This is a genomic window from Neolewinella maritima (assembly GCF_923081025.1).
GTDB classification, from domain to species: domain Bacteria; phylum Bacteroidota; class Bacteroidia; order Chitinophagales; family Saprospiraceae; genus Neolewinella; species Neolewinella maritima.
Map to the genome: position 1 here is coordinate 103421 of NZ_CAKLPZ010000005.1, position 15344 is coordinate 118764.

The window sequence follows — 15344 nt, forward strand, 5'->3', positions numbered from 1 at the left end:
GCGGATATGACCTACGAGAACTTTACGACCAAGGCCCAGGAGGCCATCATCCAGGCGCAGAAGATCGCTAAGGAAATGGACCAGCAGCAGGTGGATACTCCCCACCTCCTGGCCGGTATCATGACCGTAGACGAGAGCGTGGCCGACTTCATCCTCAAAAAAGTAGGCGTGACGCTGGCCGACGTGCGCCGCGAGCTCAAGGCCGTACTCAGCGACTACCCCCGCGTCAAGGGCGCCTCCAAGCAGTACCTGACCGGAGATGCTAACCGCGCCCTCAGCCGGTCCAAAAAGATGCTCGTCGACTTCGGCGATCAGTACATCAGCATCGAACTGATGATGCTCGGTATCATCCAGGGCGCCAGCGACAAGGGTGCGCGCATCCTCAAGGAGCTCGGAGCCACCAACGACGGCATCCGCGGGGCTATCCAGGACCTCCGCAAGGGCCGCAGCGTCGAAGAACCCTCCGGCGACGATACCTATAACCTGCTGGAGAAGTATACCGTCAACCTCAACGAACGGGCGGAAAACGGTAAGCTGGACCCCATCGTAGGCCGCGACGAAGAGATCCGTCGCCTGCTACAGATCCTGAGCCGCCGCAAGAAGAACAACCCCCTGCTCATCGGCGAGCCCGGCGTGGGCAAGACCGCGATCGTGGAAGGCATCGCCTGGCGTATCGTCAAGGGCGACGTACCGGAGAGCCTGCAGGAGAAGAAAATATTCGTCCTCGATATCGCCGGCATGCTGGCCGGGGCGAAGTATAAGGGCGACTTCGAAGAGCGCCTCAAGGGGGTGATCAAGGAGGTGACGGGCAGCGACGGACAGTTCATCCTCTTCGTCGACGAGATCCACACCCTCATCGGGGCCGGTGGGGGCAATGGCGCCATGGATGCGGCCAACATCCTCAAACCCGCCCTGGCCCGCGGCGACCTGCGCACCATCGGAGCTACCACCCTGGACGAGTACCAGAAGTACTTCGAAAAGGATAAGGCCCTGGTGCGCCGCTTCCAGACCGTGCGGATCGAGGAGCCCAGCGTGGAGGACACCATCTCGATCCTGCGCGGACTGCAGGAGCGCTACGAGGTGTACCACAAGATCGAGATCCTGGACGAAGCCCTCGTAGCCGCCGCCGAGCTCAGTAATCGCTACATCGCCGACCGCTTCCTGCCCGATAAGGCCATCGACCTGATCGACGAGAGTGCCGCCCGTCTGCGTCTGGAACTGGACAGCGTACCCGAAGAGATCGATGAAAGCGACCGCCGCGTCCGTCAGCTCGAGATCGAGCGCGAGGCGATCAAGCGCGAGAACAGCGCGCCTAAACTGAAGATCATCGAGGAGCAGATCGCCAACGCCCGCGAAAAGCGCGACTCCCTACGCGCCCGCTGGCGCAACGAAAAGGAGCTGGTCGACAACAGCCAGAACATCAAAAAGACCATTGAGGAGCTAGAGCACGAAGCCGCCAAGGCCGAGCGCAACAGCGACTTCGAAACCGTAGCCAAGATTCGCTACGGCCAGCTGCAGGACCTGCAAAAGCAGCTCGCCAACGCCGACAAGGAACTCGAGAACCTGCCGGACGAAAAGCGCTTCACCAACGAGGAGGTCACGGCCAACGACATCGCCGAGGTCGTAGCCCGCTCCACCGGCATCCCCGTGCAGCGCATGCTGCAGAGCGACCGCGACAAGCTGCTCGTCATGGAGCAACAACTCCACAAGCGCCTCATCGGTCAGGAGGAGGCCGTACGCGCCGTATCCGACGCCGTGCGCCGCAGTCGTGCCGGACTACAGGACGAGAACCGCCCCATCGGCAGCTTCATTTTCCTTGGACCTACCGGAGTAGGCAAGACCGAGCTGGCCAAGGCCCTGGCCGAAGTGCTGTTCAACGATGAGCGTGCCATCACCCGCATCGATATGAGCGAGTACCAGGAGCGGCACACCGTCAGTCGGCTCGTAGGTGCCCCTCCCGGTTACGTGGGCTATGACGAGGGCGGACAGCTCACCGAAGCCGTGCGCCAGCGCCCCTACTCCATCGTACTGCTCGACGAGATCGAAAAGGCCCATCCGGACACCTTCAACATCTTGCTGCAGGTGCTCGACGACGGCCGCCTGACCGACAACCGCGGACGGGTGGCCAACTTCAAGAATACCCTCATCATCATGACCTCCAATATGGGGTCGGACACCATCCTGGAGAACTTCGAGGACCTGGCCAATGTCGATGAAAAGCACCGGCAGGATATCATCAACACTACCCGCGAAGAGGTCTTCGAGACCCTTAAGGATAACCTGCGGCCGGAGTTCCTTAACCGCATCGACGAGCGCATTATGTTCCTGCCGCTCGACCGCACGGAGATCAAGCAGATCGCCCGCCTGCTCCTGCGCCGCACCGAGAAGATGCTGGCCCGGCAGGGGCTGGTCATGAAGATCAGCGACCGCGCCCTCGACTGGCTCGCCGAGCGGGGCTACGACCCACAGTTCGGTGCCCGCCCCATGAAGCGGGTGCTGCAGGCCGACCTGAGCGACAAATTATCTAAGGACCTCATCTCCGGCAAGTTCCTGGCCGGCGATACGATCTACGCGGACCTGGGCGACGACGAGCTGGCATTCAGCAAGGAGCCCTTTCCGGTAGAGTCGGCGGCTGAGACCAGTCCGGAAGACGCCGCCGAGGCCAAGGCCGTAGCGCGCGAGCGGGCCGAAGAAGACGACAGCAGTGGCGGCAAACGCAGTCGCCGTCGCGGCAAGAAACGCTCCACCGACGACGAGCCCACCGATGAACCGGAGGGTAATGTAGCGGAGCTCAAGAAGGCTACCCAGGATCTGCTGGACGCCACTAAAGACGCAAAGAAGGGGGCCTGATGCCGCACCGCCCGGCGAGCGGCCGCCTGCACTATCTCGTACTGACCGTCCTGCTGTGTTGGGTCACCGCCAACATCAACCTGGATCGCTACTGGACGTCCGTACTGGAGTATGATATCGCCGGCTACTACGCCTACCTGCCGGCGGTATTCATCTACGACGACCTGCGGTTCGACTTCTTCGAGCCGGTGCGCGACCGCTATCAGTCCGACCGCGATCGGGGTGATTACCGGGTCATTACCGAGACGGGGGCCGTGGTCGATAAGTATTACGCAGGTACGGCGGTTGCCCAGCTGCCCTTCTTTGCACTGGGTCACGTGGTGACGGTGCTGACGGGTAGGCCGCAAGACGGCTATTCCTACTATTACATCGTGGCGCTGGTACTGTCCAGTGTAGCGTATACCCTGCTTGCCCTATACTTTTTCGAATGCATGCTGCGGTGGTACGGCGTACGTAGCCGCTACCGCTGGGCGGTCATCTACGCTATGGTGTTCGGTACGAATATCTTCGTGTACGCGGCCGTCGATCCGGGTATGTCACACCCCTACTCGTTCGCCTGCCTGACGGGCCTGGCCTGGTGGTTTCTGCGCTTCTGCGATACGGGGCGGCAGCGGTATTACCTCCTGATGGCGGCGGCCTTCGGCTTGGCGGTGTTGATTCGTCCCATCAACCTGATCGTGCTGCCGGGACTGTTTGCGCTGTTGCGATCCCGGGGGCAGGTAGCCATCGTGTGGCAGCAGCTACTCGAGCTGCGCTGGAAGTTACTCTGGGGGGTACTGCTGGTCGTAGCGATCTGCTCCATTCAGTTGATCATCTACCGGCTACAGACCGGGCAGTACTGGTTCTACGCCTATGGGGAGGAGGGCTTCGATTTTCTGCGTCCCGCCATCGCCGACTTCCTGTTCAGCTACCGCAAGGGGTACTTTCTCTACACCCCGCTGGCCCTGCTAGCCACTCTGAGCCTGGCCTACCGCTACCGAGTGCACCGGTACCAGGCTACTGCACTACTCCTATTCCTGGCGCTGCTGGTCTACGTCTTTTCCTCCTGGTGGTCGTGGTGGTACGGCGGCAGTTTCTCCTCGCGGGTGATGCTGGAGTATAGTGCCTTCGTCTTCCTACCCCTGGCGCTGTTGCTCGAACGGGTCGGGCCGCAGCTGCGCAGAGTTACGGTGGGGGCGGTGATCATTCTTACCCTTTTCGCCCAGCTACAGATCTATCAGTTTCGGCACGGACAGCTCCACTATGCCGACACGACGCGCGCGCAGTACTGGGATAGCTTTCTGCGGGTAGACCGGTTCCTCCAGAAATAACAGCGGGCGCATCAGGCAAGCGAGGACTACTTAGCAGGCCGCAGCTCCAGCACTGTTTCCCGCGCGATCGTCAGGGCAAGCGCCCTGCGTCAATTGACTGTACCCCCCAAGCAATCGAGGCGCGGTCGCGGGTGCAAGTGTATATAACATCCAATACTACCTTTTGTAACCCAATATAAATAGAATGAATACTAATTTATATAACTGAAGCAGAAATTGCTTACTTTAGGGCTACTAGTTACTTAATCAACAAAAGCATAAGGTATGAGACGGTTCCTACTGGTCCTAGGGTTATCCCTATTTGCCCTGGGCGTCGCCGTGGCCCAACGCACCGTAAGCGGCACGGTGATTGATGAGACGGGAGAGACCCTGATCGGGGTGAGCGTGCTGGTGAAGGGCACGAGTACGGGTACGGTGACCGACATCGACGGCAACTACAGCCTGAGCGTTCCCGAAGACAACAACGTACTGGTCTTCAGCTACACCGGCTTCGGCAGGGAGGAGGTCAACATCGACAACCGCTCCGTCGTCGACCTGACGCTGAAGCCTTCGGCGGCCCTGCTGGAGGAGGTCATCGTGACCGCCTACGGCGTCACCACCAAGGAGGCCTTTTCCGGCTCGGCCGACGTGGTAGGCTCCCAGGAGCTGGAAACCCGAAACGTCACCTCGGCTATTGCTGCCATCGAGGGCAATGCGACCGGGGTACAGTTTACCTCAGCCTCCGACGGACCGGGCTCCTCCCCGGGCATCGTGATCCGGGGCGTAGGAACGCTGAACGGCGATACCGATCCCCTATTTATCGTAGACGGTATTCAGTTCGAGGGTGCCCTGACCAACATCAACCAGGAAGATATCGAGTCGCTGACAGTGCTTAAGGATGCCTCGTCCACCTCGCTGTACGGTTCGCGCGCCGCCAACGGCGTGGTACTGATCACCACCAAGCGGGGCTCGCGGACGGGGGGCACCAGGGTCAGTGCTTCCGTGCAGCACGGGATCGTATCGCGGGCCATCCCGCTCTACGACGAAGTTACACCCGGCCAGTACTACGAGGCGATGTGGGAGGCGCTCAGAAATTCGAGCGCCGCCGGCGGCGACGGGGCCTTCGCCTCGGCCAATATCTTCAACAGCCTGGGCTACAACCCCTTCGATGTACCCGACGACCAGATCGTCGGGGAAGACGGCCGGCTGAACCCCGCGGCCAACGTTGTCTACCAGAGTCTCAATTGGTACGATGAGCTGGAGGAGCGTAACACCCGTACGAACTACAACCTCAATGTATCGAGCGGGGGGGAGAACCACCGGGTGTTCTTTTCCACTTCCTACCTCGACGAGGGGGGCTACATCAAGCGTTCGCAGTACGACCGCCTGACCTCCCGCGCCAACGCCGACTTCGACGCCAACAACTGGCTCTCGCTGGGGGGTAGCGCGAACGTGACCATTTCCAACACCTCGGGCCCCAGCTCGGCGGGCGCCAACAACATCGTCAACCCCTTCGGTTTTGCCAAAAATATCGGTTCGATCTACCCCGTCTACGTCAACGACCGCCAGGGGAACCTCGTACGGGATGCGGTGGGCGACCCCATCTTCGATTCGGGCGAGGGCTTTCCGGAATTCGGCATCGGTTCGCGGCCCATCAACCAGGGGCGCCACGCCCTGCAGGAACTCCTGCTGAACGATGAGCGCGACCGCGACAACACCTACGGTTTTCGCTTCTACGCCGACTTCAAGATCCTAGCGGGGCTGAACTTCCGGCTCAATTACGGTCGGGACATCAACGAGGGCCTCGAGAAGGAATACGAGAATAACATCATCGGCGATGCTCAGCCTACCGGCCGCTACGGGGAGACGCGCTTCAGAAGGCAGGTAGAGAACTTCAACCAGCTCCTCACCTACCAGACGGGGCTGGCCGGCGGCCACAACCTCGACTTCACGCTGGGTCACGAGAACTACGACCGCACCTACAGCGAAAACGATGCGCTGGCCGTAGAGCAGACCGCCGAGGGCATCTTCGAGTTCGCCAACTTCGCCACGCCGGTGAGCGTGGGCGGCTTTACGACCGTCAAGCGCATCGAGGGCTACTTCGCCCGCGCCAACTACAACTACGACCTGCGGTACTTCCTGAGTCTGTCGGCCCGGCGCGACGGCTCGTCGGTATTCAGTGACGGTGTCCGCTGGGGCAGCTTCTACTCCGTCGGAGCCTCCTGGCAGATCGGAAGCGAATCCTTCATGGACAACGTCTCCTGGGTAGACCGCCTCAAGCTGCGGGCCTCCTACGGGGAGGTGGGCAACGACGACCTCAACGACTTCTTCCTCTCGCAGGCGCGCTACGACCTGACCTCGAATGCCGGTAACCCGGCCATCACCGCCTCGGAGATCGGCAACGATCTGTTGGTGTGGGAGACGATCGAGAGTTTCGACGTGGCAGTCGAGTTTACCCTGTTCGACAACTTCCTGGATGGCTCGCTGGAGTACTACCGCAGAAACTCCTCCGACCTACTCTATGACCTGCCGATCGCACTGAGCAACGGGTACAATGCCTTCCCCGCCAACGTCGGGGATATGTACAATGCGGGCTTCGAGTTGGGTCTGACCGCCAACCTGATCACTTCCTCCGACTTCCGCTGGTCACTGCGCACCACGGCCTCGACCTTTCAGAACAAAATCACCAGCCTGCCCGACCCCTTCATCAACGACAACCAACGCTGGGCGGAGGGCCGTTCACGCTATGACTTTTACCTCCTGCACACGGCAGGGGTCGACCCCGCAACGGGCGATCAGTTATTCTTTCAGTATGTATTCGACGACACGGGCGAAACGGTACCCGTACTGGCAGCAGACGGCAGCCACGCCGTGACCAACGACTGGCAGGAGACGGAGCGGGCCTACACGGGGGCTACTTCCATTCCCGACCTGCTCGGCTCCGTAACCACCAATTTCTTCTTTCGGGGCTTCCAGCTCAATATTCTGTTCAACTACGGGATCGGGGGGGAGATCCTGGACAACGGCTACTCCGTCATGATGGAAAGCGACCGCTACGGCTCCTCCCTCCACCCAGACATCCTCAACGCCTGGCGCCAACCGGGGGACATCACGGACGTGCCCCGCCTGGAAAATGGTAATAACGGACTGGTGCGCAACCAGTCTACCCGCTTCCTGACCGATGCCTCTTTCTGGGCCCTGCGCAACGTCAACCTCAGCTATACCCTGGGCAGTAGGCTGACCGACCGGATCGGACTGGGGAACGTACGGATATCCCTCACCGGGGAAAACCTCTACCTGAACGCCAAGCGTGACGGTCTCAACCCGCAGTACAACCTGGTCGGAACATCACCCGGAGACGATTTCAGTCCCTCCCGCATCGTCTCGCTCGGAGTGAACGCCAACTTCTAGTCCCCGGACAGCCAATGTCCCCCCCTCAAAATTCGATACCCATGTTGTCCTATATAAAATTCTCCCTACTCGTCTGCCTGGCCCTCCTTGCGTATTCGTGCGAGGACGATTACCTGGACACCAGGCCGACGGATGCCATTTCCGCCACCGATGCCCTTGCGACCGAGGCCAATATGGAACTCATCATCAGGGGGATGCACCGTGCAATGTACTCCCAGTCGCAGACCGTCCTTCCCGGAGGTACCGCGGTCGGCAACACTGCCCGGGCGAACGAGCACTACTGGGTACCCCTGGGCGATAACCTCGCCGGCGGCTTGATCCACAGTGCCAGCGCCAATAACCTCGGCTGGCTGGACCAGGCGCAGTGGACCTCCCATACGGATCAGACTTCGCTGACCGTAGAGGTCCACTGGTACCACCGCTATAACATTATCGCGAACTCTAACGCGCTCATCAATCGCATTAGCGAAGGCGATCTACCGGAAACCCCGCGGTTGCTCAACATTCTCGGACAGGCCTACGCCTACCGTGCTTACGCTTACCTCTCCCTGGTACAGCACTACGCAAAGGGCTATCTGATCGGCAATCCGAGCACCGACCCCGGCGTTCCCATCCTCTTCTCTTCGGAAACGCCCTTCGAGAGCGCTCCCCGATCTACCGTCCAGGAAGTCTACGACCAGATCAACGCCGACCTGGATGCCGCCATCAGCACCTTCGAGAACGCCGCTCCCCGGCCCAGTGGCAACGCCTTCGATAAGTCGAACCTCAACATTGACGTAGCCTGGGGACTCAAGGCGAGAACCGCCCTGGCCAGCGGTGACTGGGAGACCGCCGCGCAGGCGGCCGTGAACGCCCGTCAGGACTACCCCATCATGAGTGAGGCCGACTGGAAGGCGGGCTTCAATACTACGCTACTACCTGAGGTGATTTGGGGTAGTAACGTGATCGGCACCGAGACCACCTTCTTCCGCTCCTACTTCTACCTGGCCTCCAATACCTTTAACGGCAGTCAGGTACGGAACAACCCCAAGATCGCCGATCGCCGGCTGGTCGACGCTATCCCCGACACGGATTACCGCAAGGATGTATTCCTGATCAACGCCCCCAACTCCAACCTTTCGGCGGCCAATGGCGAGGGGGGCTTTACTAACAACACCAATCCGCTGTACCCCACGGAAGAGGAGTTCGAAGCGGAGATTGCCCGCCTAGCCTCCGAGTGGGGCTGGACCTCGGCCCACAACACCCACCCCTACATGCACGTCAAACTCCGGCAGCAGAATCCGGGGGGCATCGAGCCGGACGACATCATCTACATGCGCTCCTCCGAAATGTACCTGATCGAAGCCGAGGCCCGGGCCTACATGGGCGACATCGCGGGGGCCCAGGAAGCGCTCCGCCCCCTGGGGGAGGCCCGCGACAGTGCGTATGACGTCACCCAGTACGATACGGAAGAAAGCTTCATCGAGCACATCAAGTTCCAACGCGGCGTAGAGCTCTGGGGCGAGGGCTTTCTCTTCCAGGACAAGATCCGCTGGGACGACCCCATCGACCACGGGGCCAACGGCGGCTCGGGTGCGTCCGAAACACTCTACCAGGACGGCTACTTCCAGGAGCGTCCCTCCCAGAACGACGACTGGGTCTGGAAGATCCCCCAGCGGGAGATCGACGCCAACCCTAACCTGACCTCCGCCGACCAGAACCCCTAGTCGCCCCACCCCTTCCAGCAGCACCGGGCGGGGACGCGGGTGCGATGAATGCTTACCTTAAGGCTCATTCGGCAATCAACGAACCCTATGCGCACCCCACTGATCCTTCTGCTCCTGCTTTCTACGGCTACTGCCTTCTCCCAGGATGACTTTGCTATGCTCGCGCGCTACCAGGCGGCCAACGCAACACTAGCAGCCCCTGCGGCTACGGAACAGCGGGTAGTGCTTCTCGGCAATTCCATTACGGAAGGCTGGGTACGGGAGGATTCCGCTTTCTTTGCCGACAACGGACTTGTCGGGCGCGGCATCAGCGGACAGACGTCGCCTCAGCTCCTCCTGCGTTTTCGCCAGGACGTGATCGCGCTGCAACCCACCGCCGTGGTCATCCACATCGGCACCAACGACGTAGCGGAAAACACCGGCCCCTACGACCCCGACTACACCCTGGGCAACATCCGATCCATGGTCGAGCTAGCACAGGCCAACGATATCCAGCCCATCCTAGCCGCCGTTCTACCGGCCACCGGATTCAGTTGGCGCCCCGAGCTAGGCGACCGCTCCGCAATGATCGTCGAGCTGAACCGTCGCCTCGCCGAGCTGGCTGCCGAGAAAGACATCCCCTTCGTCGACTACCACACCGCCCTGCGCAACGCCAGTAACGGCATGGACGCGGAGCTCGCCGAAGATGGAGTGCACCCCACGGCGCGGGGGTATGCGATTATGGCGGACTTGGTGCTGCCGGTGGTGGAGGAGGTGCGGGGTCAAGATTAGACGGAAGCACTAAACCACGCAATACAAGGACTACTAAACAGGCCGCCGATCCACCAAAAACGGCAACCGCCGCCGCAAGTCCAGCACCTCCTGCCGCGCGATCGTCAGCGTAAGGGTAGTATCTACTTCAGATAGCGCAGCGAGTACACCCCGGGGGCCGGGGTCGATTACCCGACTGTCTCCCCGGTAGCGGAGGCCGTTCCCATCTTCGCCTACCCGGTTCACGGCGGCTACGTAGCACTGATTCTCGATGGCGCGCGCGGCGAGTAGGGTGCACCAGTCCGACGCCCGGGCACTGGGCCAACTAGCCACGTAGATCAGCAGGTCGAAGGGATCGGCCGGGTCGTTGCGCGACCATTCCGGGAACCGCAGGTCGTAGCAGACCAGGGGGCAGATCTTCCAACCCCGGTAGTCTACCACGAGCCGTTCGCTGCCGGCGCTGTAGTGTTCGTGCTCCCCGCCCGGCGTGAAGAGGTAGCGCTTGTCGTAGTGTAGGGTGCGTCCGCCGGGCGCTACCCAGTAGAGGCGGTTGTAGTACCGGCCTCCGTCGGCGACGATGATGCTTCCGCACAGGGCTGCCTCCAGGCGGTCGGCCTGCGTGCACATCCAGTCTACGGTCGCTCCGTCGTGGGGTTCAGCGAGTCGGGCGGCGTCCATGGAAAAGCCGGTCGTAAACATTTCCGGTAGGATGATCAGATCGGTCCGGCCGGCCAGTGGAGTAAGCCGTTCGGTCAGCTGGGACCGGTTGGTAGCGGGGTCTTGCCAGATTGGATCGCTTTGTAGGAGGGTGAGGGTGAGCATACCGGACCAATATACTGCACCTGCGTGCCCGCCCCCTACTCCCGCAGCAACACCAGCCGCGTATGTACTTGGTGGCTGATCGGACTCTCCCGGTTGCCACCGAACCAGGGCCCCACCGGCACGGCATAGGTGAGTGGCTCGAAGCGGTGGACGGTAGTCTGACTTCCAGACGCGGTAGTGAGTAGGTACGTCACCTGATCCTGCTCGATCCGGGCCTCGACGTGCACCGTATCCCCCGCTGTGATCGCCACACTGGGTCCTGCCTCCCAGCTGCCGTCGGCAGCATTGGTGTAGGCACAGACCTCGAAATCGCCCGGCGTGAGCCCAGGGCGCATGCCCACCAGTACAGCATGACGGTTTTTCGGGTACGTACCGGGCCGCCACAGTGATAGGTAACTGATGCCGCCCACCTTGTTCCAGTCTTTGCCGTCGCGACCCAGCGGACCCTCATCGGAGGGATCGAACCAGGCGGACTCCGGCAGAAAGAAGGTCAGCTCGAAGCCGACTACCCCCCTCGTGAGGGAAAAGCCGTGTCCGGGCGAGTAGTCGTGGGCCCCGGCGCGCACCAGGTGCGGTATCAGGCGATCGGGCGGTTCGGTCATCCGTTGGGCAGACAGACCACTCAGAAACGTAGCCACTAGCGCCGTTGCCACAAATCGCAGAACCCTCGTTTTCGGTCGTATCCTCATCCCACCCCGTAAAGTAAGCAGCTAGGGCATGGGGCGGAGATCGATCTGGTAGTGGAACGGGGCGGCCGCATCATAGGATTGATCGAGGTAAAGGCCGCAGAGGTACCCAAACTCACCAGGGGCTTTCCATACCGCCCGTGAAACACTGGGCTTCCCCCCTACGTACATCGTGCGTTTCGGAACGGGAGCAGCCTACGCACCACGTGAAGGGGTTACGGTGATCGGCACCGACGGAATTGCAGCTATGGTCGAATTGTTGGTAGGATAAGCCAATGTTCATTCACGGGCCGGGGACGCGGGTGCGGTATGTATGAGCGGGACGGCAAATCAGGTACAACGGTCGGACGGTGTATCTTTAGTTGCTTCAATTTCAGACCATGCTACGCTACCTCGCTCCTTCACTCCTCGCGCTTCTCTTCTGCACCTGCGGCCCCGCCCCCGGTGAGGACAATGACATGGGCCTTAATTACCCAGAGCGGGTGGTGGAGCTGGATCCTAGCGGTGCCGAGGCCCTCGCCCAGAAGATCCGGTCGGAAGCCAACGTGCAGCTCGACGGGGAGCTGGAGCTCAGCCTCTGGGCTTCGGACTCCCTGGTGACCGACCCCATCGCGATCAGCGTAGCACCCGATGGCCGCGTGTTCTACACCAGCGCGCACCGGATGGAGCACTCCGAATTCGACATCCGCGGACACCGCGACTGGATGACGGCCTCGCTGTCCTTCGAAACGGTGGAGGACCGGCAGGCCTTCCTGCGCAAGACCTTTACGGAGGGCAGCGAGCAGTCGGAACGCCACCTCAAGGACCTGAACGAGGACGGCGTGCTCGACTGGCGCGACCTGACCATGGAAAAGGAAGAAGTATGGTTCGTGACCGATGAGAGTCAGGACGGCGTGGCCGACCGGGCACAGCTGTACCTGGAGGACTTCAACAGCGAAATGACCGACGTAGCCAACGGCGTAGAATACGTGAACGGGGAGGTCTATCTCTCCGTAGGTCCGGATCTATGGCGGACCAGTGACACCGACCAGGACGGCATTGCCGACGAGAAAACATCGGTCAGCAATGGCTGGATCGTGCACGTGGGCTTCAGCGGGCACGGGATGTCGGGTGTAACGGTAGGCCCCCAGGGCCGTATCTGGTGGGGGGCCGGCGACGTGGGTATGAACGTGGTGGACCGTGACGGGAAGCAGTGGAAGTACCCCAACGAGGGCACGGTCGTACGCTGTGACCCCGACGGCAGCAACTTCGAGGTGTACGCCCACGGGGTGCGCAATACCCACGAGTTTGCCTTCGACGACTACGGCAACCTGATCAGCGTAGACAACGACGGCGACCACGCCGGGGAGAGCGAGCGGCTGGTATACCTCGTGGACGGCTCGGACACCGGCTGGCGCATCAACTGGCAGTTCGGCAAGTACAGCGATCAGAGCAACAACGACTACAAAGTGTGGATGGATGAGCGCATGTACCAGCCGCGCTGGGAGGGGCAGGCCGCCTACTTCCTGCCTCCGATCCAGAACTACGTGAACGGTCCTACGGGGCTGGTCTATAATCCGGGTACCGCCCTGGGACCGGATTACTACCAGCACTTTTTCGTCGCCGAGTTCCGCGGCAATCCGGGCAACTCGCCCATCCACGCCTTTACGCTGAAGCCGGACGGAGCGGGCTTTGCGCTGGACAGTACGCGGGAGGTGGTAGCCGGTCTGCTGCCCACCGGCATCGACTTCGGCGCCGACGGTAGCCTGTACTTCGGCGACTGGATCAACGGCTGGGGCAAGAAAGAGGAGGGAAGGATCTGGAAACTCGACGTACCGGGGGGTGCCGAGTCGGCTATCCGGCAAGAAACGCAGCGGCTGCTGAACACGGACTTCGGTACCGTCTCCATAGATTCGCTGGCTCTGCTGCTGGCCCACCAGGACCAGCGGGTGCGGCGTCAGGCGCAGTTCGAGTTGGCCAGTCACCGTGGCGGGCAGGGCTATGATGTACTACTGGCTGCGGCACGGACGGCTACCAACCAGCTTGCGCGGATTCACGCCATTTGGGGGCTGGCGCAGATGCACCGGCGCGGGGGCAAATCGATCGACGTAGTAGCTGATTTCCTGACGGATAGCGATCCCGAGATCGTAGCACAGGCCGCCAAGATGATCGGCGACGTACGCTTCGGTGGGGCCAGTCAGGCACTCATCGCTGCCCTGGACCATGCGGAGCCCCGCGTACAGTTCATGGCTATGGAAGCGCTGGGGCGTACCGAAGACCAGAACGCCGTAGCGGGCATCCTGCGCCTGGTCGAGGCCAATGACGATCAGGACACCTACCTCCGCGCCGGTGCGATGATCGCGCTGGGCCGGATCGGGGATGCGGAGGCCATGGCGGAGCTGCAGGATAGTCCCTCCCGCGCCCTGCGTACCGTGGCCGTGGTGGCCCTGCGCCGGATGGAATCGCCGCGCATTGCCGACTTCCTCGACGACGAAGACGAGTACATCGTAGCCGAGGCCGCCCGGGGCATCAACGACGACTACTCCATCGAGGAAGCACTGCCCGCTCTTGCAGCTACGCTAGCGGAAGAACGCTTCAGCAGCGAGCCGCTCGTACGTCGGGCCATAAATGCCAACCTGCGAGTCGGCGCAACGGAGAATATTCAGCTCCTCGTCGACTATGCGACCCGCCCGTCTGCGCCCGAAGCCATGCGGGCCGAGGCGCTGGCTACCCTGGCCAACTGGGGTACTCCCTCGCTCTTCGACCGCGTAGACGGACGATACCGGGGTGAGCTGGACCGCGACTCTACGGAAGTAGCCCGACTGCTGGAACCGGTGGTAGCAGCGCTCATCGCCCGCGGACCCACGGCAGTACGCCGGGCCGCCATCCTTGCTGCCGGTAACTTACGCCTGGAGGAGACGATCCCGCAGCTAACCGAGCTACTGGCCCGGGATCAGGACCCGGCCGTACGCATCGAGGCGCTCAATGCCCTCACGCAGCTCGACGCACCCGAGCTGGACCGAGATCTACAGACCGCCCTGGCCGACCGGACCAGCGAGGTGCGGGCACGCGCCCTGGAGATACTGCCTAGCTCGGGCCTGCGTCCGGACCGCTCGGTGGAGCTCTACGATAAGGTACTGCAGCAGGGATCCGTCGTAGAGCAGCAGGCCGCCCTGCAGGGGCTGGCCGAGATCCACGATACTACGGCTACTGCCCTACTCGGACGCCTCCTCACCGACCTGGAGGCAGACCGGGTGCCGGCCGACGTACGCCTCGACCTGGCCGACGCCATCGAGCAGCACGGCGATCCGGCTCTCAATGCGCTGCTTACCGATTACGCCGGCACCCTCCATGGCGACTACGGGCTATACGCCATGGCCCTGGAGGGGGGAGATGCCGAGCGGGGTCAGCAGATCTTCTACCGCAATGAATCCGCTCAGTGCGTACGCTGTCACGCAGTGTTCGAGTACGGGGGCAACGTAGGTCCGGGACTAGAGGGTATCGGAGACCAGCTAAGCAAGCTGGAGCTACTGGAGTCCCTGATCCGTCCTAGTGCCCGCATGGCGCCGGGCTACGAGACGGTATATATCACACTCAACGATGATAGCGCCGTAGCCGGCGTAGTCCTGGAGCGCACCGCGGATGCCCTCAGGCTAAAGATCGGTAAGGAGGACATCCAGACCATCGCGCAAGCCGATATCAAGGAGGAAGAGACGCTACCCTCGAGTATGCCCTCCATGGAAGAGAAGCTGACGCGGCGGGAGGTCCGCGATGTGGTGGCCTTTCTTGCTAGTCTGCGGGAGGAGGAAGCGCGCTGATCTGGCCCGAACGATTCACGGGCTGATGGGGTA

At 61.8% G+C, this 15344-nt stretch carries 8 protein-coding genes; 6 read left to right on the forward strand and 2 right to left on the reverse strand.

The annotated features are described in order from the left end of the window. Window positions 1–6 precede the first annotated feature (6 nt). From MJQ68_RS16275 to MJQ68_RS16295, 5 genes are all read left to right on the forward strand, one after another. Window positions 7–2850, forward strand: coding sequence for an ATP-dependent Clp protease ATP-binding subunit (locus MJQ68_RS16275; protein WP_238752218.1), 2844 nt, complete (start codon window positions 7–9; stop codon window positions 2848–2850). Next, a complete protein-coding gene (locus MJQ68_RS16280) occupies window positions 2850–4160 on the forward strand; it encodes a hypothetical protein (RefSeq protein ID WP_238752219.1) in 1311 nt (436 codons plus the stop codon). The genes MJQ68_RS16275 and MJQ68_RS16280 overlap by 1 nt, the downstream gene beginning before the upstream one ends. A gap of 264 nt (window positions 4161–4424) precedes the next feature. After that, a complete protein-coding gene (locus MJQ68_RS16285) occupies window positions 4425–7550 on the forward strand; it encodes a SusC/RagA family TonB-linked outer membrane protein (RefSeq protein WP_238752220.1) in 3126 nt (1041 codons plus the stop codon). A gap of 41 nt (window positions 7551–7591) precedes the next feature. Beyond that, window positions 7592–9256, forward strand: a complete 1665-nt coding sequence (locus MJQ68_RS16290) for a RagB/SusD family nutrient uptake outer membrane protein (RefSeq protein ID WP_238752221.1) — start codon at window positions 7592–7594, stop codon at window positions 9254–9256. 87 nt (window positions 9257–9343) lie between these two features. Continuing rightward, entirely contained in the window at window positions 9344–10027 is a 684-nt protein-coding gene (locus MJQ68_RS16295) for a GDSL-type esterase/lipase family protein (RefSeq protein WP_238752222.1), read from the forward strand. A gap of 33 nt (window positions 10028–10060) precedes the next feature. On the opposite strand, the gene MJQ68_RS16300 is transcribed toward MJQ68_RS16295, so the two are convergent. Together MJQ68_RS16300 and MJQ68_RS16305 are read right to left on the reverse strand one after the other, a co-directional pair. Further along, window positions 10061–10828: an amidohydrolase gene (locus tag MJQ68_RS16300; RefSeq protein WP_238752223.1), complete on the reverse strand. Its 768-nt coding sequence runs from the start codon at window positions 10826–10828 to the stop codon at window positions 10061–10063. A gap of 35 nt (window positions 10829–10863) precedes the next feature. Further along, entirely contained in the window at window positions 10864–11481 is a 618-nt protein-coding gene (locus tag MJQ68_RS16305) for a hypothetical protein (protein WP_238752224.1), read from the reverse strand. Between the two features lie 413 nt (window positions 11482–11894). Here MJQ68_RS16305 and MJQ68_RS16310 point away from each other — a divergent pair, with 413 nt between their 5' ends. Further along, window positions 11895–15311 (forward strand): HEAT repeat domain-containing protein, encoded by a 3417-nt coding sequence (locus MJQ68_RS16310; protein WP_238752225.1) that lies wholly within the window; start codon window positions 11895–11897, stop codon window positions 15309–15311. Window positions 15312–15344 lie beyond the last annotated feature (33 nt).

Excerpts from the sequence above, each read along its gene's own strand:
- MJQ68_RS16275 (WP_238752218.1), top strand. The coding sequence starts at position 7 with ATGACCTACGAGAACTTTACGACCAAGGCCCAGGAGGCCATCATCCAG.
- MJQ68_RS16280 (WP_238752219.1), top strand. The coding sequence starts at position 2,850 with ATGCCGCACCGCCCGGCGAGCGGCCGCCTGCACTATCTCGTACTGACC.
- MJQ68_RS16285 (WP_238752220.1), top strand. The coding sequence starts at position 4,425 with ATGAGACGGTTCCTACTGGTCCTAGGGTTATCCCTATTTGCCCTGGGC.
- MJQ68_RS16290 (WP_238752221.1), top strand. The coding sequence starts at position 7,592 with ATGTTGTCCTATATAAAATTCTCCCTACTCGTCTGCCTGGCCCTCCTT.
- MJQ68_RS16295 (WP_238752222.1), top strand. The coding sequence starts at position 9,344 with ATGCGCACCCCACTGATCCTTCTGCTCCTGCTTTCTACGGCTACTGCC.
- MJQ68_RS16300 (WP_238752223.1), bottom strand. The coding sequence starts at position 10,828 with ATGCTCACCCTCACCCTCCTACAAAGCGATCCAATCTGGCAAGACCCC.
- MJQ68_RS16310 (WP_238752225.1), top strand. The coding sequence starts at position 11,895 with ATGCTACGCTACCTCGCTCCTTCACTCCTCGCGCTTCTCTTCTGCACC.